Source organism: Legionella dresdenensis (genome assembly GCF_042649825.1).
GTDB classification, from domain to species: Bacteria; Pseudomonadota; Gammaproteobacteria; order Legionellales; family Legionellaceae; genus Legionella_C; species Legionella_C dresdenensis.
Genome location: NZ_JBHSAB010000028.1, coordinates 51,421 through 73,578, shown reverse-complemented (window position 1 = coordinate 73,578; position 22,158 = coordinate 51,421). Strand labels below are relative to the sequence as shown.

Here is a 22,158-nt window from a genome sequence, read left to right as displayed (position 1 = left end):
TTCTATATATATTTAGCTCTTTTTTTCTATATCGCAATTTTTGTACAGCTTAAGGCAGCGCCATTGGGCTGTAAAGCCCAACACTTGATCCTGTATTAAACACTGTTGTTGGGCTTTACAGCCCAACCTACGCTGATTTTACAATTTTAATTCGCTGCCATCGAATTTAAAATCGGTCTTATGCCGTATTTTAACATTCGAGTTTCAGCTTTAACGCCGATCATTCCCACGCCGCCCATTATACCCGTTACAGAAATACTGCCGTTTGACGACAGATAAACTGGCGGCGTGCCGCCTGCAGCGCCCCAGGAGGTTGTGCTATTTACCATTGCTGGCGAAGAACCGCCTGTAACAATGAGCACAGTATTGGCAATCGGTGTTGTTGGTGCGAGAAAAACGGTCGGGCCTGTTGCAATAACAGGAGGAATTGGATTAGCAGTAGTGTCATATTGCACATAACCACTGTTGTTTTTTAAGGGGGTAACGGCAACACTGGTTATATCGGTGCATTTTGTGGCTGAATGAGGATTTGCAGAATTCCACGGCACAACGACTACCCCGCCGTAATTTAACGAGGACGTTGTCGAACAAACGCCCGTTGAATCACTGACCTGCACCATAATACTTGATGCCGAACCGCCGGCACTACCATTCACTACCATAGCGAGCGAGTTAATCAAGACCAGTTGTCCGCTTGCTACAGCGGCAGAAACGGGTTGGCTAAAGCTGGTTAATGAGGCAAAGGTCAATGCAGAACATGCTGCTATGAATTTTGATTTTGTTATTTTCTGCTGTTCCATAGCTATCCTCTTCTTCTTGAATAAATCCTGTGATTTTATTAACGGGGATTAATTATAATTAGCACACCATCCGTGGGTTTACAAATTATGTGCAGTTAACAAAGCTTCGAATTGGATTGCTTTGCCTGAAGCAATCCAATTCCATTTTTTTCAGTTAAACCGAAATAACTTTCTGGCCGCCCATATAAGATTGCAATGCCTGTGGAATATGGATATTCCCCTCTTTATCCTGATAATTTTCCATAATTGCAACCAATGTGCGCCCTACTGCCAGACCAGAACCATTCAAGGTGTGAACTAATTGGGTTTCCTGAGTTTCTGGATGACGGTATCGCGCTTTCATTCGGCGAGCCTGAAAAGCTTCCATATTTGAGCAGGAAGAAATTTCACGATACGTATTCTGGCTCGGCAGCCAGACTTCCAAATCATAGGTTTTGGCAGAGCCTGCGCCAGTATCGCCAGTGCATAAAGTCAACACCCGGTAAGCCAGATTCAAACGCTGTAAAATGGTTTCAGCATGGCGAGTCAGCTCTTCCAGAGCCTGATAGGATTGCTCAGGCGTTGTAATCCAGACCAGTTCCACTTTCTCAAATTGGTGCTGTCTAATCATCCCTTTGGTATCCCGGCCATAGGAACCGGCCTCACTGCGGAAACAGGGAGAATGACAAACATGACGGATAGGTAAACTTTCGTGCGTCAGAATAGCGTCCCGTACTGTATTGGTTACTGGAATTTCAGCAGTTGAAGTTAAATAATAATTGTTTTCGCCATTCAGTTTAAACAAATCATTTTCAAATTTTGGCAGCTGACCTGTACCCAGCAAACTGTCGGCATTGACAATATAAGGCACATAGATTTCCTGATAGCCATGCTCCGAAGTATGGATATCCAGCATAAACTGGATTAAGGCGCGATGAAGTTTTGCCAGACTATTTTTCATAACAACAAATCGGCTGCCTGTTATCTTGCCAGCCAGGGCAAAATCAAGCTGCCCCAGGGCTTCACCCAGTTCATCATGTGATTTGACCTGAAAATCAAAAGTTGGAACAGTACCCCATTTTCTTACCTCAACATTCCCTGTTTCATCCTCGCCCACTGGAACTGACTCATGGGTAATATTAGGCAGGCTCAACGTGATTGCTTCAATTTTGCTTAATATTTGTTCAAGATCATTTTTTGTCTGCTCAAGCTCTACACCCAGGCGATTTACCGCTTCGCGCATGGGCTCAATGTCCTCACCGCGCGCTTTGGCAGCGCCGATTTCTTTCGAACGCTGGTTTCTTTCATTTTGCAGAGCCTGGGTTGCAACCTGCAGTTTTTTACGCTCTTCGTCCAAACGTGAAAAAGCGGCAACGTCAAATTTGAACCCACGTTTCGCAAGGCAATCAGCCACATACTGAGGATTATCACGGAGTAATTGAGGATCTAGCATGTTTCACCCATAAATAATTATATTCTCAAGCCAGGCAAGCGCTTCAGAAGCCCTTCGCCTGGCATTACTTATCTCACGATACCACGGGTAGATTGATTCAAAGCATCAATCATTGGAATGACTTCTGGACAGTCATTTTGCATCAATTCCAGCTCGGCAACGGACTGTTGGACAGTTAATCCTTTACGGAAAATAATTTTATAGGCCCGGCGTAAGCCATCAATTGCTGAAGATGAAAACCCGCGCCGCCTTAATCCGACGGTATTAATACCGCATGCCGAAGTAGTATGGCCTGCGATCATAACATATGGCAGAACATCTTTGGTCACATAAGTCGCACGTGCGATAAACGCGTAAGCGCCAACCTGGCAAAACTGATGGACAGCGGCATACGCGCCGATAATGGCAAAATCATCAATGATTACGTGCCCTGACAATGCAGAATAATTAACCATAATGATGTTATTGCCAACCATACAATCATGGCCGATATGTGAATATGCCATCAGGTAATTATTACTGCCTACGCGAGTCAGTCCTCCACCCTTCACGGTGCCGCGGCTAATCATGCAATATTCACGAATAATGTTGTTATCGCCAATTTCCAGACGGGTTGGTTCGCCTTTATAGGTAATATCCTGCGGTTCATCGCCTACCGAGGCAAACTGAAATATTTTATTATTTTTTCCAATGACGGTTGGCCCCTGGATAACAACATGCGGGCCAATCCATGTACCGTCACCAATTTCCACATTTGCGCCTATGTAGCAACCAGGGCCAATTGACACCCCTTCGCCTATTTTTGCTTCCGGGTGGATCTTTGCGCTTTCATCTATCACTTTTCAATTTCCTTCGATGCACTTAACAAATCTGCCGAGCATGCCAGCTTATCACCTACAAACGCTTCGCCATGCATACGCCAAAAATCTCGTTTCTGACCAATTAATTTGACTTCCAGCCGCAACTGATCGCCAGGAATAACAATTTGCTTGAATTTGGCATTATCAATGCCAGCAAAAAAATGGATAAACTCATGCCCATCTTTTGGCGTGCGTGACAAGTTGGACAGAATCGCACTTGCTTGCGCCAGAGCTTCCAGCATCAGCACACCGGGCATAATTGGGTTACCTGGAAAATGTCCCGGAAAAAATGGCTCATTAATTGTCACATTTTTTATCGCATGCAAATAATCAAGCGTTTTGTATTCCAAAACACGGTCAACCAGAATAAATGGATAACGGTGCGGCAAAAGCGCAAGAATCCTTGTTATATCTATGCCCTCACTCATATGCTTCCTCATCTAATTCTTCAAATATTGCGTTTACCAGTCAGGATTGCTTAATCCTGATAATTACTTTTTGCCAGCCAGTCTTTTTCCAGCCTGACAAACCGATTGATATAATCATCCAAACGGCGAAAACGTGCAACATTACGCCGCCACTGATTATGTTCGCTCACCATAGTACCCGATGAATAAATTCCTGGCTTTGCAAGCGATTTGTTAACACTGGACATACCGGTAATTACGATGTCATCACCAAGTCTGACATTCGCAGCCAAGGTTGACGCACCACCAATAATACAATGTTTACCTGTTTGTACCCAGGCGCCAAGAACTGCACACCCGGCTATTGCCGTGTGTGCGCCAATAATAACATCATGTGCAATATGTACCAAGTTATCAATCCAGGTACCCTGGCCAATACAGGTATCGTTATAAGTTCCGGCAGCAATAACTGTGTTTGCACCAATGGTTACTGCTGATTCAATAAAAACCCCGCCACTGTTTAAACCTGCTTGCCACTGCCCTTGGATTTTACAACCATTAAAAGGTTGAGTCCCGACAATCACCCCGCTTTCAATCAGGCAATCTGAACCGATATGGCAATACCTGCCAATGACTGTATTCGCTTTAACAACTGTGCGTTCACCTATGTAACAATCAGGAGCTATTGAACAATTGGGACCAATTTTAACATTCTCCGCCAATATAACATCCGCGCCAATAACACTATTCGCGCCGATCGAAACATTATCAGCAATGGTTACACTACCATCAATAACCGCTGTTGGATGGATGGTGCCTGTCAACGTATGATCATCAGCCATGCTGAAAAGAGAGAGCGCTCGGGCGACTGCCGGTTGCAGGTTATCTACCACAATGGCATTGGTGGAGCAATGCTCCAGGAACTGGGAGAGAGTCAGAACCGCTCCGGCTTGCGTCTGAGTCAACCAGTCAAGCGGGGAATTACCGTCATAACAGGTCAGCTGGTTTTGATTGGCACGTTTTAAAGATGCGAAGCCCTGAATAGCTTGTCCATGGTTACCATGAACAGAGCCATTCAGTACGTTGGCCAATTCGGCAACAGTTTTAATATTGCCCACTTGGTTTTATTCGATGCTTTTCATAACTTCTGCAGTAATATCCAGCTTATCAACACTGAATGGTGCAGCGTCTTTCTGCAGAATAATGTCGTATTTACCAGCTTCCGCAACTTTAGTAATTGATTTACGGATTTTACTGTATAAATCTTCCATTGCTTCGTTATGGGCAGTGCTCAACTCTTGCTGATACTGCTGGCCTTCACGTTCAAAAGTCTGCTGGGTAGCAATGATTTTTCTTTCCAGCTCTTTTTTCTGACTTTGGCTAAGGATAGCGCTATCACGCTTGAATTTTTCCATGTCTTTTTTCAAGCCATCTTCCATCGCTACCAATTTGTCACGACGGGGTTTGAATTCTTTTTCCAGTTTTTGCTGGATAGCTTTCATCTGACTTGAAGTTTGCATGATTTTCTGTAAATCAACAACGCCTACTTTTGCCGGATCAGCATAGGCATTAATTGCACAAAAACCAAACACAAATGCAATAATATAACCACACACACGCTTCATTTTTTTCTCCTGATTGAAAGACCTCGATGCTAGCATACTTTTAGGCCAGTTGCGATAAGCCGCAGCGAATTATAACGCGTGGTTATAACGCTGAAGACATCGAAAACTGGAAGTACTGACTATCATCTCTGGGTTGTAAGTTCAGCGGTTTCGCAACACTGAATGCCAAAGGTCCAAACGGCGATCGCCACTCGACCGATACACCGGCAGAATAACGCATCGGACCAGGATCTGTACCACTGAGCGCAACCGGAGTGCCACGTACAAATACGTTACCCGCATCGACAAATGTCGTTGTACGGATATTATCCCGGCTTAAGGGATATGGCAGAATCAGGCCAATGCTTCCATTCACCAGGAAGTTGGCGCCCATAGCATTATTCAGGCTATCTTTCGGACCCAGAGAAAAACTTTCATAACCACGCACCTGGCCAGGTGAAGCAATACCACCCGCATAGTAGTTCTCGAAGAAAGGCAATCCCTGATGATCCCAGCCATTACCATAAGCAATATTTCCCAGCACTGACAGAGTGAAGCCATGGAATAACGGCTGGTAAACATGCGCCAGATAGGATGTTTTGTAATATGAAAGCGACTGCGAATTGGCAGGTAAAGCAATCAGTAAAGTTGCTTGTTGATTACTACCGCGATTTGGATAAGGCATTTGATCGTAGGTGTTACGATTCCAACCGCCAGCCAGTCTGACTTCGTTAAAATTGGTACCATAAAGGTTAACGAAATTCTGAATCTGCTGCACTACCCCGACAGAACGAATATTCATGTTCTGGAAACCATACCCGAATTGCAAGCTGCTATTTTCACTAACCATAAGGTTATAGTTAACATCACCGCCTACGCGATCTGAAGAATAAGAAGCAACATCAAGGTGCTTTGGATCCATTTTCATAAAATAGACGTTAAAACCGCGCCCCATACCGGTGTCAGTATAAAAGGGATTATAATAATTCAGCGAGTAATCCTGCCCCCAGTAACTGGCATTGAAGGAAAAACCAATCGAACGGCCAGTTCCCATAAAGTTATGTTGATTAACCGATGCATTTAATTGCGGACCGTTAGTACCATAGCCGACTGATGCACTTGCCTCGGCCGAAGGCGCTTCTTCAACCTGAATATCCAGATCCACCTGGTTGTTTGTACCGGGTACCGGCGTTGTATTCACATTAATATTTTTCAGATAACCCAGCATTTTCAAATGGCGCTCGGATTCTTTAATATTATGCAAGGACAGTAAACCGCCTTCATTCTGACGGATAATGTTACGAAGCACATAATCGCCTGTTTTGGTGTTACCATGGAAGTTGATTTGCCTTACATATACATGGCGTCCCGGATCCACCACGAACGTAATAAATACCGTTTTGTCTTTTTCGTTAATACGCGGTTCGGCATTGATTGCAGGAAAGCCATAGCCATGATTACCTAATGCCAATCCAATTGCTGAAATACTTTCGGTAACTTTCTTGCGAGAGAATACTTCGCCTTTTTTGACCAATACCAAGTCATCAATCTGTTCTTTAGAGACAACAGTTTTACCAGCGATATCGTAACCTGAAAAACGGTATTGCGGACCTTCGTTAACATAAATATTAATGTACACGTCTTTTTTATCTGGCGATAACATCACTTGCGAAGAAACAACATTAAATTTCAGATAGCCGCGATCCAGGTAAAATGAACGGATAGATTCCAGAGAAGCATCCATCGCTGCCTTGGAGTATTGATCTTTTTTGGTGAAATAGGTGAACAAGCCAGTTGTCGACAGCGACATCTCAGCCATCAGCTCACTGCTTGAGAAATCGTGGTTGCCAATAAATTTGATTTCTTTGATTCGTGATACCCGTCCTTCAGAAATATCAACAGTAATCGCTACTCGATTCTCAGTCAGGTTCGTTACGGTAGTTTCTATCCGGGCATTGTATTTGCCTCGAGCGTTATAAGCCTGTTTTAATTCTTTTTCTAACCGCTCCAGAGAGGATCGTTGGAAGACACGGCCTTTAACCAGACTCATCTGTTTAAGCAGCTCTTTCATTTTATCACTGGGAATTTCTTTATTACCCACAATATTAATGCTGCCGATGGTTGCTCGCTCTACCACATCGACAATCAACGTATTCCCTTGCCGCTCAAGCGATACTGATTGGAAAAAACCGGTATCGTAGAGGGCTCGGATAATCTCGCCGGTCGATGAAGCATCTACCTCTTCACCCACCTGAACAGGCAAGTAGTTTAAAACGGTACCAACACTAATTCTTTGTAAACCAGTTACTTTGATGTCCCGGACAATAAATCCATTGTCAGCGCAAATTTGCGCTGACCAGGTAAGCATGGTTGAACAGCAGATACCCAATACTATTTTTTTACTGACTTTTTTCATTATTATTTTACGTCCAGCACTTTCAAAGCATTAAAAAATTTTATTTTGTCATCCTTTTATAGCAACTCATCAGCGGTGTCAAGGAATCAATCTCAACCGCCCTGATTCTGCGAATCGCTTTAATTCACAATACGCGTAACATCGTTGTATAAAGCCAAAACCATCAGCGCCGCCAAAAACAGCATCCCGACATACATTCCTGCTGCTTTCGCACCGTCCGAAAGGGGTTTGCGTCGAATAATTTCGATGAGATAGAACAATAAGTGTCCTCCATCCAGTAAAGGTATCGGCAGCAGATTTAACACACCGAGACTAATGCTCACCAATGCCAGGAAAGACAAATAATAGGCTATACCACTGCGTCCTGAATCACCTGCGCCCTGAGCAATGCCTACTGGTCCGCTGATAGTCTGCAAAGCAAGCTTACCACTGATAAAGCGCGCAATCATTGAAAACGTAGCGCCCGTCAGTTCGGCCGTTTGTACTAACGCAGTTTTGACTGCAGAAACCGGATTTTGGCGTTGTACCCGTAACCATTCGGCTGGCCAGTCAACAATTTGCGATGCCATGCCGACCAGACCTTCCTGTTTGCCATTTACATTGTGGCTGCCTATGGTCAATGCAATTGTTTGCGGTTGCCCTTGACGGACTATACCCAGCGTTATCTGTTTTCCTGGATTAGCTTTGACAAATTCTACCAGCTCAAGCCAGTCATCAATCGCTTTACCCTCAATGGCAACGACACGATCGCCCTTCAGCAGTCTGGCTGCCTGTGCCGGCGAATCAGGAAAAACCTCACCCACAACCGGCGGAACACCGGGAATAAATGGTACAATGCCAAGACTTGCCAATACATCAGGTTTCTGAGCATCAATTTTCCAATCTGCAAGCGGTAACGAAACCGTTTTCCGGCTATTATTAGCCTGTGATTTAACCGTTAAAGAAACCGTGCCATCACCTCCTATTTCAGGCAATAAGGCATATTGAAACTCGCGCCAGCTAGCAATTTTTTTATCATTGACAGCAATAATTTCTGTTTTACTTTCCAAGCCCGCCTTTGCTGCCAGACTATTGGGCGTTACCTGCTCAATCATAGGCGCCAGCGAACGTATTCCTATCACCATAACCAGCCAGAGGGCAACAAAGGCAAACAAAAAATTAAATAATGGTCCCGCTGCCACAATAGCAATCCGTGCCCATACCGATTTGTTGTTAAACGCAAGATGGCGTTCATTTTCAGCAACAGGTCCTTCGCCTTCATCAAGCATTTTGACATAACCGCCGAGCGGCAAAAGGGAAACAGCATATTCTGTTCCTTTCTTGTCATGCCAGCGAGCCAGCACTTTGCCAAAACCAAACGAAAAACGCAGAACTTTGACGCCGCACCAACGGGCGACAATAAAATGGCCAAACTCATGGATGGTTACCAATAACAACAGTGCAATAAAGAAATAGACCAGAGTTAATATCATTTTATTGTCCAGCTTGATGTCTTTGTTATATGTAGTTAACGGCCAGATAAAAAAATGGCGCCGCCGCAATCAGACTATCCAGACGATCCAGAACACCGCCATGTCCGGGTAAAAGATGGCCTGTGTCTTTAATCTGAGTTCTTCTTTTCAACATACTGACAAACAGATCGCCCACTAATGAAACCAATGCGATACCAAATGCAGCCACCGTCCATTTCAGCAAAGACAACGGCTGAAAGTAATAACTTGCGGCCAGGCTTACCAGCAGTGACAGTACTATACCCCCAGCTACCCCTTCAACGGTCTTGCCAGGACTCACTGCCGGAATTAACTTATGTTTGCCCAGCAGTTTTCCAGCAAGGTAACCACCGATATCCGCCCCCCAAACCAGGAACAGCAAATAAATAACCAGCGCTTTACCCTGGGTCAATGAAAAAATATTGCTCATACTTTGGGTAAATAATGGCAGCAAAAGCAGGCAAAGAAATGCAGTCACAGCCTTATGCCCCCATATTTTCTGCAGTTTTGGATAACTGCAGATTGCAATCAGAATCAATCCCCAGACAGCAATACCCGTTGCTAACCAACAGCAGTACACGTTGGAAACCAGTACCCACGCTGCCGCTACTGCGCCCAGAAAAAAGGCTTTAAGCCAGATACGCCGGATTGGTATCAGTTGTAACCATTCATACGCACAACCTAAGGCTAACACAAGAAGAGCATAGCTAAAAAAACGACTGTCCGCATAATAAATTGCGACCAGAACCAGCGGTAATAAAATCAGGGTGGTTAATAACCGTTGTATAAACATAATTAAAACTCAGCCAATTGCTGGGAGGTTTTACCGTAGCGCCGTTCCCGATTTGCAAAAACCGACAGCGCTCCTTCAAACTCTTCCAGAGTAAAATCAGGCCATAACACCTCTGTAAAATACAGTTCGGTATATGCCATCTGCCAAAGGAAAAAATTACTGATGCGTTGTTCTCCGCTAGTACGGATAAACAAGTCAGGTTCAGGTAGATCATTCATGCTCAACGCATTGCCAAATACCTGTTCATTAATGTCCGCTATCGAGATTTCATTCGCCTTTACTTTTGCAGCGATGGCTTTAGCCGCTTCTACGATATCCCAACGGCCGCCATAGTTAATCACAATATTCAGGATTAACCGATTATTGTTTAACGTCAACCTTTCTGCTTTCTGCATTTGCTGTTGCAAATCCTGTGATAGATTTTCCCGGCAACCGGTGAACCTCAGGCAAACACCATTCTGATGCAGTTCAGCAACCTCTTTCTCCAGTGATTTCAGAAACAGCTGCATGAGAAAACTCACTTCCTGCTCAGGCCGCGTCCAGTTTTCACTGCTGAAGGCAAACAGACTTAACACTGGAATAGCATGCTTGACGCATCCCCGGATCACAGCTTTCACTGCTTCGGCTCCAGCACGATGCCCTTCGGCACGTGCCAGGCCCTGTTTTAATGCCCACCGTCCATTACCATCCATCACAATGGCAACATGTTTGGGAGTGCGATTATCCAACAAATTCTTCCCGTTTAACAAATGGCCGATAGTCTAACTGCTTTAGGACGTGTTGACAATTGGAGTCAGCCCTGCAATTTAATGCTATACAATTTTCATCATTTCTTTGATAATTAAGATTTTGCCGGGAAAAATCATGTTGCCAAAAAAACCGATTGTGTTAATGATTCTTGACGGTTGGGGCTATCAGGATAGCGACCGCCATAACGCAATTGCGGCAGCCAACACTCCCCAATGGGATGAATGGTGGCAAACATGTCCGCATAAACTACTCGATGCTTCGGGGCTTGAAGTCGGCCTGCCGGATGCCCAGATGGGAAATTCCGAAGTCGGTCATATGCATATTGGGGCTGGAAGGGTTATCTACCAGGATTTTACCCGAATAAATCATGCAATCGAAACCGGCGATTTTGCCCGCAATCCTGTATTGCTTGATCTCATTTCCTCTTTGGCTCAAACCCAAAAAACACTACATGTATTTGGCTTATTATCACCCGGTGGCGTTCATAGCCACGAAAATCATTTGTTTGCTTTTCTTGCTATGTGCCAGCAACAGCATTTTTCAAATGTCTGCCTGCATTTATTTCTTGATGGCCGGGATACGCCTCCTCAAAGCGCATTAGCAAGTATTAAAGCGTTAAATCAACAATTAGAGCAATATCCAGTTGCAAGAATTGCATCCATAAGCGGCCGTTACTTCGCCATGGACAGAGACAAGCGCTGGGAAAGAACCGCGCTTGCCTACCGCATGCTGACCGAAGGTGAAAGCCATTATCATTTTAATGATGCCGAGACAGCGATTAATTCATTTTATCAGGAAAAAAAATCCGATGAGTTTATCCCGCCAACGCTGATTGGACCAGTGCAGCCGATTACAGACGGCGACGCGATCTTTTTCTTTAATTTCCGTGCCGATCGCGCCCGCCAGTTAACACAAACTTTTCTGGATGATGATTTCAATGGCTTTATAAGAAATTGCCGGCCTCAGTTGTCGCGATTTGTCAGTATGACCAGTTATGCAAAAAACCTGGCTACTGAAATTGCATTCCCGCCCGCTGCAATGAACAATACTCTGGGCGAGATCGTCGCGCATGAAGGATTATCCCAGCTCAGGATTGCAGAAACCGAGAAATATGCCCATGTGACTTTCTTTTTTAACGGGGGTTCAGAACAGGTTTTTGAGAATGAAGATCGCATTCTTATCCCTTCTCCGCCGGTTGCAACCTATGATCTTGCGCCCGAAATGAGCGCGGAGGAATTAACCCATGCATTGGTTGATGCGATAAAAAGTGATGCCTACGATGTGATCATCTGTAATTATGCCAACGCGGATATGGTTGGTCATACCGGTGATTTTAACGCGACCGTAACAGCAATAGAATGCCTTGACCGCTGTATGGCGAAAGTCTGGGAGGCAATTGCCGACAAGAGCGGAGGCTTAATCATTACTGCCGATCATGGTAACGCTGAAGCAATGTTTGACGAAACAACCAGCCAGGCGCATACCGCACATACCAGTGAGCCAGTTCCTTTTGTGTATGTAGGCAGCGGCTGGCATATTAACGATAACCGCAAAGGCAGCCTGATTGATATCGCGCCCACTTTGCTTGACCTTTTGGATATTGAGAAACCCGCGGAGATGACGGGTCATTCATTACTGGTAAAAGATAATGTTGCGACGAGTTAAGCCCGTAATAAAATTATTTTGCGCTGCGGTATTAATTGGCAATGCCATGTCCGGCTATTGTCTTGAAACCCCTTCGGTAGTGCAGACAAAAAGTAAATTGAAGCAGCTGGACAGCCAGATTAACCGGTTGAAGGAAACACTTACAACTGCCAATGACAAGCGAGGCGTGCTCAATAAAGAATTGGCTGTCACTGAGAAAGAAATTGGATTTAGCGTTAAGAAAATGCATACCATTGAGACAACGATGGCAGGCAACCAAAAGAAAATTCTAAGCCTGCAATTGAAGGTCAATGAATTAAACCGGCAATTGCTGGCGCAGCAAAAACTGTTAGCTGAACATATTCGTATCCGCTACAAAATTGGCGAATATCAACCCATGAAATGGATCCTTAATCAGGATGAACCTTATGCCATAAGCCGGCTACTGACTTTTCACCAGTATCTGGTTAAATCGCGCCTGCAATTAATTGATGGTATCGATCAAACGAAACAAAATCTGACCACAAGTCAGCAAAGCCTGCAGGCGGAAGTGAATGAACAGAAAGCATTAAAGCAGAAGCTGTATGCGAATCAGAAAAAACTGGAACAGAACAAGAAATATCACACAGCCGTTATTGAGTCGCTCAGTCATGAGATCCAGAATAAGCAGCATATGCTCACTGAATACGAAAAAAATAAAAAGAATCTTTCCCAGTTATTGCAGACATTAAGCCAGCAAAGTATAGCAGTAGCAAAACAGCCTTTTGTATCCATGCGGCATAAATTGCCCAAACCCATTACCAGCAATGGTCAGCACCCCCAAAAATTAAATCAGGGTGTTACCTTTTTTGCCAATGAGGGCACGGCTGTGCATGCAGTTTATCCTGGAAAGGTAGTTTTTAGTGACTGGCTCAATGGTTATGGATTATTATTGATAATTGATCATGGTCAGGGATTTATGACGCTTTACGCCCACAATCAATCTTTGTTTAAGCGTAAAGGCAGCCAGGTTCTGCAAGGCGAACAAATTGCGGCAGTAGGTCATACCGGTGGCATTCGGCAAAACGGTCTATACTTTGAAGTAAGGCAACGTGGAAAAGCTGTACCACCACTTGATTGGCTGTCCTGAACCGGAATTTCTCTGCATCTTGAAGTCTATTCATGGGTATGAACCTGGCTTTACACAGTAATCGGAGGATGGGCGCTCTGCGTTTCATGCTATCCAAGGAGAAAAATATGCGTAACAACCCGTTGTATTCAGGCACATTGGCTACATTGATTTCTTTCGCACTTGTATTCCCGACATGGGCATTAACTCCAAATTCCACATCCGACGGACCTCAAAAAAGTGTACCAATGGAAGAAGTACAACGTTTTTCTAACGCAATCAATGAAATAAAAAAATATTATGTAAAACCTGTTGATGATCAGGAATTATTTAATAATGCCATCCGCGGCATGTTAAACGGGCTGGATCCCCATTCGGCCTATCTGGATGAGGACGCGTTCAAAGATTTACAGACTTCAACCAGCGGCGAATTCGGCGGCTTGGGCATTGAAGTCACCATGGAAGAAGGTGTAGTTAAAGTAGTAACGCCTTTAATTGACACTCCTGCGTTCAGGGCGGGAATTAAAGCGGGTGATTATATTATCAAGTTAGGCGATAAATCAGTCCAAGGAATCACCCTGCAGAATGCGGTCGAAATGATGCGCGGCAAGCAAGGTACGACGATTGATCTGACAGTCTTGCGTAAAGGCGAGCCGAAACCGCTAAACTTTTCGCTGGTTCGGGAAAAAATCCTGATCAAAAGCGTAAAAAGCAAGTTACTTGACGGTAATTATGGGTATATCCGCTTGACCCAATTCCAGGCTATGACTGCTCAGGATATGGAAAATGCCATTGCCCAGCTCAAACAGGAGGCTGGCGGTAAGTTAAAAGGTTTGATCCTTGATTTACGTAATAACCCTGGCGGATTACTTGATTCAGCAATTCAGGTTTCTGATGACTTTATTGATAATGACAAGAAAGATCCGAATGAGTTAATTGTTTACACTCAGGGCAGATTGCCAGGTTCCCGCTTTACAGCAATCGCTAATCCCGGCGATATTCTGGATAATGCGCCAATGGTAGTCCTGATTAACAACGGCTCTGCTTCGGCTTCGGAAATTGTAGCTGGTGCGCTGAAAGACAATAAGCGCGCAATTATTCTGGGCACTCGCAGCTTTGGTAAAGGTTCGGTGCAAACTGTGCTGCCGCTGGATGAAAAACGTGCTATTAAATTGACCACGGCCTTATATTTCACGCCGTCAGGCACATCTATTCAGGCAAAAGGAATTACACCGGATATTATTATTGAAGAGATGGAAATCCCTAAAGAGGCAGCAGCTAAATCGCCTTTTGCCGGATTTAGCGAAGCCGATTTAAACGGCCATCTGGCAACGCCGACTAATCCTGCCGAACAGGCGATTAATGAGCAATATGCTAAAGATGACAATGCTTTGCTGCATGAGGATTATCAATTGTATGCGGCGTTAACCATTTTGAAAGGGCTTTCTGTGGCTAAACAGTAGGAGCCGGTTGAAAAAAAGAGTGTTGGGTCGTTTGACCCAACATTTTATTAACGCTTACGATGCCAAATGACATATAAAATCGGCAAGACTATCAGTGTTAGAAACGTTGATGAAATAATGCCGCCTATCACTACTGTTGCCAACGGTCTTTGCACTTCTGCACCAGTGCCTGTCGCAATTGCCATTGGAATAAAACCTAGTGAGGCGACCAGGGCCGTCATTAGTACCGGACGCAAGCGTGCAGCTGAGCCGAGTATTGCGGCTTCGGATAAGGAATAATTGCTCTCGCGCAATTTGTTCATAAAGCTTATCATCACCAGGCCATTCAGAACTGCAATTCCTGACAAGGCGATAAATCCTACCGCCGCTGAAATCGAAAGCGGAATGCCTCGTAACCATAAGGCAAACACACCGCCAGTCAAGGCTAACGGGATTGCGGTGAAAACCAGTCCGGCGTTTCTTGCACTGTTTAATGCAATTGAAAGCAAAACATAAATTAATAAGAAAGTCGCCGGAATGACTAATAACAAACGGTTAGTTGCAGACTGCAGCTGCTCAAATTGCCCACCCCACCCTAACCAGTAGCCATGAGGCAATTTTATTGCTTCTACCTGTTTTTTGGCCTCACTGACGAAAGAACTTAAATCCCGTTTACGGATATTGGCAGTTACGGTCAGGACACGCTTGCCATTTTCGCGGCTTATCTGGTTTGGCCCTTCGCTTTGAACAAAAGTTGCGATCTCGGTCAAGGGAATAAAATGGCGCTCGCCATCTGGCGCCATTGGTAAAGGCACAAATACATTATGCAATACATCCGTAGCCGCACGTAAATTTTCCGGTAAGCGAACGACAATATCAAAATGGCGATCGCCCTCAAACAGCTGACCCGCGACTTTACCCCCCATTGCAATACCAATAGCTGTCTGTACTTCATTTAACTGCAAGCCATAACGGGCAAGCAATAAGCGATCAATCTTCAGGGTCAATAACGGCAAGCCGCTGGCCTGTTCAATTTTGACATCGGCCGCGCCTGCAATTTTTTGTAACTTTTGCCTCACTGCTTCCGCAGCCGCTTCCAAAATCGGCATCTGATCGCCATAGATTTTTACCGCCACGTCACTGCGAACACCTGAAATTAATTCATTAAAACGCATTTGAATCGGCTGTGAAAATTCATAACTGTTACCGGGTAACTGATCAATCGCCTGCTCAATGGCCTGAATCAGTTCAGCTCTTGTTTTGTGCGGTTTGGGCCAATCTTTTTTGGGTTTAATTATAATATAAGTATCCGCGACATTGGGCGGCATAGGATCTGTCGCGATTTCAGCTGTACCCAGTTTTGAAAAGATAAAATCAACTTCAGGGACTTTTTTAAGGTTTTTTTCCAATTGATGCTGCATTGCAATCGACTGGCTTAAACTGGTTCCCGGAATGCGCAAGGCATGTAAGGCGATATCTCCCTCATTAAGACTTGGAACAAATTCTGCGCCTAACCGAAAGGCAATCACCACACTGATAACCGCCAGAGCTATGGCCAGGCTGATTACCGCTAACCAACGCTGCAGACAATAGGTCAGTAAATGCTTATAACCAAGCGTGAATTGTTTACGCCAGCCAGATTTTTTCTCCTTTATCGGCCCTTTCAGGAATAAAGCAATCGCAGCCGGAATAAAGGTCATTGAGAACAGAAGCGAGGACAATAGTGCAATAATGACTGTTTCAGCCATAGGCAAAAACATTTTTCCTTCTATCCCAGTCAAAGTTAAAACCGGCAAATACACTGCAGTAATGATTAACACCCCGAAGGCACTTGGCCGAATGACTTCCTGTGTCGCACGTGCAGTAATCTGTATCCGCTCATTACGGGTTAGCAGGCGTTGAGTTCGTTGTTGTTCGCGGGCAAGCTGCTTCATGCAATTTTCAACGATAATTACCGCACCATCAACGATTAACCCAAAATCAAGCGCGCCAAGGCTCATCAGATTTGCACTGATTTTATCATAGACCATTCCGGTAATGGTCAATAACATTGATAATGGAATGACCATAGCCGTAATAAGCGCTGCCCGAATATTACCTAAAAAAATCAACAATACGGCGCAAACCAGTATCGCCCCTTCAAGCAGGTTATTTTTTACCGTATTAATCGTTGCATCAACTAATTTAAGCCGATTATACACCAGTTCGATTTTGGTACCCGGAGGGAGTGATTTATTAATTTGCTCCAACTTTTGAGTTACTCGCTCAGCCACTGTGCGACTGTTTTCACCCATGAACATTAATACTGTACCCAAGACCACTTCCTTGCCATCGGCAGTTGCCGCACCGGTTCGAAGCTCCTTGCCAAGACTGATTTCCGCCACATCTTTAATATGCACAGGCGTACCGTCGTGGCTGGCAACCACGATATTTTTAATCTGTTTAATGGTATGAATCTGCCCGGGAACCCGAATCAGATATTGTTCGCCGTTACGCTCGATATAACCCGCGCCCGTGTTGGCATTATTATTTTCCAGTGCAACCACTATTTCATTGAGGCTCAAACCATAACGAATCAATTTTTTGGGATCAGGCAAAATATGATACTGCTTTGCAAACCCGCCGACCGTATTAATTTCGGCAACACCCGGAACAAACCGTAATTGCGGCTTGATAACCCAATCCTGTATTGTTCGCAATTCGGTCGCATCAAGCCGATTGCCGGGATTATCGACAATATACATCACAATTTCACCCAGACCTGTTGCAACGGGTCCCATCACAGGCGTTACATCGGGCGGTAATTTGTTGCGCGCTTCCTGCAGACGTTCATTAATCATCTGGCGGGCAAAATATATATCAGTGTTATCTTTAAACACAACGGTAATCTGTGACAAGCCATAGCGCGAAAGAGAGCGGCTATAATCAAGTGCTGACATACCGCTTAAGGCCGTTTCCAGCGGCAGGGTAATTCTTTTTTCGACTTCAAGCGGTGTAAGTCCTGCGGCTACAGTATTAATCTGAACCTGAACATTGGTAATGTCAGGTACAGCGTCAATGGGCAAATAATGAAAATTGACGATACCAAGAGCGCTTATAGTCAAAGTCAATAATATAACCAGCCAGCGGTATTTGAGTGACGCATTGATAATCCTTTTGAGCATTGGCTCTCCGTATTTTTAATCATGCTCAATTTGGTTTTTACCCAAATCAGCTTTTAATAAAAAACTGTTTTCCGCGGCATAACTGTCGCCAGCATTCAGGCCTGATTTCACTTCAATCCATTTTGCATCCTGTTCACCAAGCGTTACCGGTGTAGGGATAAACTGCTGCCCTTTACGCACAAACACGACGGTTTTATCCTGCAGCTGCTGAATAGCATCTGGACGAACCGCTACCGGTACGTTGTTTTCTGCCAAAAGAATAGTTCCACTGATATACATGCCAGGCAACCATTCACCAGTCGGATTTGTTAAAATCGCCCGCGCTAATATTGTCTGGCTATCTTCAATGCCGAGTGGGGAAATATAGCTGATTACTGAACGCGCCTCGGTACCGCCGGCATCGGCATTGATGGTAACAGCCATTCCTTTTTTAACCAGGTTTGCCTCTTTACGATAAACAGTCAGGTCAGCCCAGACTGTATCCAGATTGGCAATCTGATAAATCGGCTTATCGCCTTTGGCTAATTCTCCGGCTATCGCCTGTTTTTTTACCACAGTGCCGGCAATTGGCGAATAAATGGTATAGCTTTGCAGGCTTTCGTTACTTTCAACAACCGCAATGGCTTCCCCTTTCACTACAGAATCGCCAAGATTTTTAGTCATTGATTTAATAATGCCGTAATAGCGCGGGAAAATGACTGCGGCATTATCAGTATTTACTCTTATTTTGCCGACGACATCCAGCACTCTCCTGATCGTTGCGCTTTGTGCCTGTTCAATTTTAATCTGATTCCGCGTAACGGCTTCATCCGTGAGTTGAATCTGCCCTGATTCATGAGCATGTCCTGCCGATAGCATAAACAACGCCAGAATAATTGTCAGACTTTGTTTATTTAGCTGCATCATCTCTCCCTAAAATTCCTGCAATCTGTATATAGGCCTTGTGTAATTGTGCATGAGCCTGTTGGTAATGTTTCTCTTCTTCAAATACGGCATTCATTGCGGCAGATAACTCGAAATAACTGTAACGGCCGAGCTTATAACCCTTCTGGGCATAATCAATTGCTTCCCTGGCATGCGGCAACAGAACTTTGGTCACTTGCTCGGCTTCATACGCACTGTTTTCAGCATTAACCGCTAACTGATAGAGATTATGCTCCAACTGCAGACGCAATGATTTTAACTCATAGCATATCTGATTATATTGCGCATAACCGGCAGCAATTTTTCCCTGATTCCGATCAAAAACCGGCATTTCAGCGCCCACTGACATAACGGCGGCATTACTGCCGTCATCCGAAAAATGACGTGCTCCTGCCTGAAGCATCAAATCCGGCCATACCGCTTTTTTAACCGCAATAATTCTTTTTCGCTGCGCTTCTAACTGCAATCTTTTACCAATTAATGCCGGGCTTTGATCCATCTGCTTTTTAATGACTTTCCAGGGCCAAGACCGGTGCCGTAATCCTTTGTCGCTGAATTCGCTATGTGCGGGAATTGCACTGCCTAAAACCCGAGTCAGCGCGGCTTTTGCCACTTTTAAATCAACCAATGCACGGCGCTGATTAAGCACTGCTTCGCCCAAACGAATTTCAGCAAGCTTCAAATCAAGCTGAGCGCCTGCTCCCGCCTGTAATCGGCGTTTAATTTCTGCCACCAGATTTTTATGTAACCGGGTAAGTTTTTGAGTCACCGCATACCATTGCCCAGCATAGTAGGTATCTATATAAGCCGAACCCACATCACGATATATAGCCGATTTTTTAACGTTAATAGCAGCAATTGCTGTCAGATAATCAGCATAAGCGGCGTTTTTTAAGTAATGCAGGCGATTACCCAGCGGTATGGGTTGAGTAATTGAAAACGTTGTTTCAGCAGATTCATAACTTTTATAAACTCCTGATCCGCCAAAATCTTCGCCCTGGAGCAGGAAAAAGGGGTTAGGATATAAACCGGATTGTAATACTTTGCCTTTTTGAACGTTTGACTTGTCAATAGCTGCCTGTAAGTCGGGATTATTCTTCCAGGCAATAATAATTGCCTGCTGGAAAGTAAACAATGACGCAGCAACAGAAATTGGCCATATAACACTGGCAACTAACAGGCTTAACACTCCCAAACGCATTTTATTTGGCATAATATTTCCGCATCAGATACATTGACTGTTTCAATATTTCCTTATCAGGTAAAGCATATTCCATCGGTACCGCCCGTTTGTCAGTAATCATAATATTACCCGAGACTTGTAATGTCGTGAGTCTTTCCTGTTCTACAATCCCCATATTGACATAACTGCCGACCAGCATAAAAGGTTTGCGCTCCTTTTTAAGTAATAAATTCTGGCCAATACTGTAGTCATTAATCGGATTACGGCAGCCGAATATACCCTGCATCAGGGTCGGTACGATATCATAACTGCCAGTCTGATAATTAATTATTCGAGCTTTCTTCCCCGGCCAGTGAATAACCAGCGGCACATGAATCTGGGCATCGGTAAAATTGCTGGCATGTTCCCAGTAGTTTTGATGGTTATCATTAAATTCCTGACCATGATCAGAGGTTAAAATCACAATGCTATTATTCAAGTACCCTTGCTTTTCAATTGCTTCAAGCAGTTTGCCAATTTCGCCATCAACAAACTTTACGGCATTTAAATAGCGGTTATGATAAGGAAGCGGATCAATTTTATTGTTCATTCTGAGCCTGAGACAGTATTGAATAGCCGGTTTAAATTCTTCAGGATAACTCTGGTTACCGCAGTAGCCATGTGCCGCATCATAAAATAAACTGAGAAAAAAAGGCTGTTTTGTTTTTTTTGCAGTATTCTCAGTTAAAAATTTAATTGCCTGACTGGTCATAAAGCGATCTTTGTCGCCAATGTCATAGCCAGGTGCGCCGCCCTTCCAGGCAATATCGGAAATATGATTGAACACAGTTTTATAGAACGGTGGTTTTTTTATACCTTGCGACCATAGAATATGGAATTGATAACCATTAGCAAGGAGCAGATCAATAAAAACCGGAGCAACCTGATAGGATGCCATTGCGCTCCAATACATGGAAGGTAACGAATAAAATAAAGAAAAAATCCCGGCTTGCGTTGAATTACCTCCGCTTAAATGATGCTTAAACTGCAAACCTTTGCCGGCAAAGCGAACCGCGTTCGGCATGGCTTTTTCCTGCAGGGCATCAAAACGCAGGGAATCAACCATTATCAAGATAATATTATAGGGTTTATCAGGTTTTCGGCACTGCATATCCGTCAGTGGGTATTTGACTTTGTCGGTAACAAATAACGGTTGTGAATATTTGTGCTCCGAATAACGATATAAAATATCTTCAACATTGCTGCTGGGAATCAGATAAGAGTACAGCTGAGTATACCAGGGCAAACTGGGTGTCTGCTGGCTGAAAATATTCATATACTTGCTCAGCGACTGGATTAAGGTGAAATAACAAATCAGAAATACACCCAACCACATAATCAGGATGGTATATTCAATATTAAAACGGTTTGCGATAACTATCTTTTGCCAGACCAATCGCACAAGCCAGTACTCAAGCAAAGCTACAAGCACAATTATAATGGCAAAAAACCCCAGCTCCAGTTGCGAAAAACCAAATATCCCCAACATACCGCCGTCAAATACCATGCCGAGGATAGTGGTATTGATGTGAAAACGAAACAGGGAGTAGACCTGACTGTCTGCAATAATAGCCAGCAGGCAGATTACTGCCGTCAAAAAGCTTAAGCATTTTATCAAACGGTTATTGGGGATTAATAATGCAATCAGCAAAATGAGCATTCCTGGCAGAAACGCCAGCAACATCATATAAGTCAGGTAATTCAAAACCGCAAAACTGATAACAACTGCCTTTCCAAGCAGGCTCTCAAAACGGCAGAAAGAATTTTGAAACAAGGTATCCGAAGCCAGCATCGTTTTTAAATAGCCCGCGCCAACGATGCAAAAAATAAACGAATTTAATAAAAATGACCAGATTACAAAGCGTTTGATCAGCCAGTTCTTTTTTAGAAAATTCATTATATTATCAATAAGGTAAGCAATCAGTAATCATAGCTTGCCAATAGCAGAATACCAAGAGGGATCAGGCGTCACTGCCATTAAGTTAAGGGTACTGTCATTCCCGCGCAGGCGGGAATCCATTTCTAAAGTTTGCTCCTTACCTCGTTTGAGGGATGGATCCCCGCCTGCGCGGGGATGACAAGTTCCTTAACTTAATAGCAGT

General features: G+C 44.2%; 17 protein-coding genes. 3 read left to right on the top strand and 14 right to left on the bottom strand.

Going from position 1 to position 22,158, the window contains the following annotated elements:
* Positions 1-146: 146 nt before the first annotated feature.
* The 10 genes from ACFORL_RS11610 to uppS all read right to left on the bottom strand — a co-directional run bounded on the left by ACFORL_RS11610 (position 147) and on the right by uppS (position 10,530).
* Positions 147-800: a hypothetical protein gene (locus tag ACFORL_RS11610; RefSeq protein ID WP_382344200.1), complete on the bottom strand. Its 654-nt coding sequence runs from the start codon at positions 798-800 to the stop codon at positions 147-149.
* A 154-nt stretch (positions 801-954) separates the two neighbouring features.
* A complete protein-coding gene (serS, locus tag ACFORL_RS11605; RefSeq protein WP_382344193.1) occupies positions 955-2,232 on the bottom strand; it encodes a serine--tRNA ligase in 1,278 nt (425 codons plus the stop codon).
* 68 nt (positions 2,233-2,300) lie between these two features.
* On the bottom strand, positions 2,301-3,071 hold the full coding sequence (lpxA, locus tag ACFORL_RS11600) for an acyl-ACP--UDP-N-acetylglucosamine O-acyltransferase (RefSeq protein ID WP_382344191.1): 771 nt from the start codon (positions 3,069-3,071) through the stop codon (positions 2,301-2,303).
* A complete protein-coding gene (gene fabZ / locus ACFORL_RS11595; protein ID WP_382344189.1) occupies positions 3,068-3,520 on the bottom strand; it encodes a 3-hydroxyacyl-ACP dehydratase FabZ in 453 nt (150 codons plus the stop codon). The genes lpxA and fabZ overlap by 4 nt, the downstream gene beginning before the upstream one ends.
* Positions 3,521-3,570: 50 nt before the next feature.
* A complete protein-coding gene (locus ACFORL_RS11590) occupies positions 3,571-4,617 on the bottom strand; it encodes a UDP-3-O-(3-hydroxymyristoyl)glucosamine N-acyltransferase (RefSeq protein WP_382344187.1) in 1,047 nt (348 codons plus the stop codon).
* 6 nt (positions 4,618-4,623) lie between these two features.
* A complete protein-coding gene (locus tag ACFORL_RS11585; RefSeq protein WP_382344185.1) occupies positions 4,624-5,124 on the bottom strand; it encodes an OmpH family outer membrane protein in 501 nt (166 codons plus the stop codon).
* 82 nt (positions 5,125-5,206) lie between these two features.
* On the bottom strand, positions 5,207-7,519 hold the full coding sequence (gene bamA / locus ACFORL_RS11580) for an outer membrane protein assembly factor BamA (RefSeq protein WP_382344183.1): 2,313 nt from the start codon (positions 7,517-7,519) through the stop codon (positions 5,207-5,209).
* Positions 7,520-7,638: 119 nt separating this feature from the next.
* Positions 7,639-8,991, bottom strand: coding sequence for an RIP metalloprotease RseP (rseP, locus tag ACFORL_RS11575; protein ID WP_382344180.1), 1,353 nt, complete (start codon positions 8,989-8,991; stop codon positions 7,639-7,641).
* A 25-nt stretch (positions 8,992-9,016) separates the two neighbouring features.
* Entirely contained in the window at positions 9,017-9,802 is a 786-nt protein-coding gene (locus tag ACFORL_RS11570) for a phosphatidate cytidylyltransferase (RefSeq protein WP_382344178.1), read from the bottom strand.
* A gap of 2 nt (positions 9,803-9,804) precedes the next feature.
* Entirely contained in the window at positions 9,805-10,530 is a 726-nt protein-coding gene (gene uppS, locus ACFORL_RS11565) for a polyprenyl diphosphate synthase (RefSeq protein WP_382344176.1), read from the bottom strand.
* 136 nt (positions 10,531-10,666) lie between these two features.
* On the opposite strand from uppS, the gene gpmI reads away from it, so the two are divergent.
* The 3 genes from gpmI (at position 10,667) to ACFORL_RS11550 (ending at position 14,767) form a co-directional block, all read left to right on the top strand.
* Positions 10,667-12,217 (top strand): 2,3-bisphosphoglycerate-independent phosphoglycerate mutase, encoded by a 1,551-nt coding sequence (gene gpmI, locus ACFORL_RS11560; RefSeq protein ID WP_382344174.1) that lies wholly within the window; start codon positions 10,667-10,669, stop codon positions 12,215-12,217.
* Entirely contained in the window at positions 12,201-13,325 is a 1,125-nt protein-coding gene (locus tag ACFORL_RS11555) for a murein hydrolase activator EnvC family protein (protein ID WP_382344172.1), read from the top strand. Before gpmI ends, ACFORL_RS11555 begins: the two co-directional genes overlap by 17 nt.
* Positions 13,326-13,432: 107 nt before the next feature.
* A complete protein-coding gene (locus tag ACFORL_RS11550) occupies positions 13,433-14,767 on the top strand; it encodes a S41 family peptidase (protein ID WP_382344170.1) in 1,335 nt (444 codons plus the stop codon).
* A 47-nt stretch (positions 14,768-14,814) separates the two neighbouring features.
* Here the strand turns inward: ACFORL_RS11550 and ACFORL_RS11545 are convergent, their stop codons facing one another.
* From ACFORL_RS11545 to ACFORL_RS11530, 4 genes are read right to left on the bottom strand one after another with little or no spacing between them, the layout of a single operon-like run.
* Complete coding sequence (locus tag ACFORL_RS11545; protein ID WP_382344168.1) at positions 14,815-17,910, bottom strand: efflux RND transporter permease subunit; 3,096 nt, start codon at positions 17,908-17,910, stop codon at positions 14,815-14,817.
* Between the two features lie 15 nt (positions 17,911-17,925).
* Complete coding sequence (locus tag ACFORL_RS11540) at positions 17,926-18,813, bottom strand: efflux RND transporter periplasmic adaptor subunit (protein WP_382344166.1); 888 nt, start codon at positions 18,811-18,813, stop codon at positions 17,926-17,928.
* Complete coding sequence (locus ACFORL_RS11535; RefSeq protein WP_382344202.1) at positions 18,800-20,035, bottom strand: TolC family protein; 1,236 nt, start codon at positions 20,033-20,035, stop codon at positions 18,800-18,802. Before ACFORL_RS11535 ends, ACFORL_RS11540 begins: the two co-directional genes overlap by 14 nt.
* 1 nt (position 20,036) lies before the next feature.
* Positions 20,037-21,953 carry a DUF3413 domain-containing protein gene (locus ACFORL_RS11530; protein ID WP_382344164.1) on the bottom strand — a complete coding sequence of 639 codons (1,917 nt, stop codon included), beginning with the start codon at positions 21,951-21,953 and terminating at the stop codon, positions 20,037-20,039.
* Between the last annotated feature and the right edge of the window lie 205 nt (positions 21,954-22,158).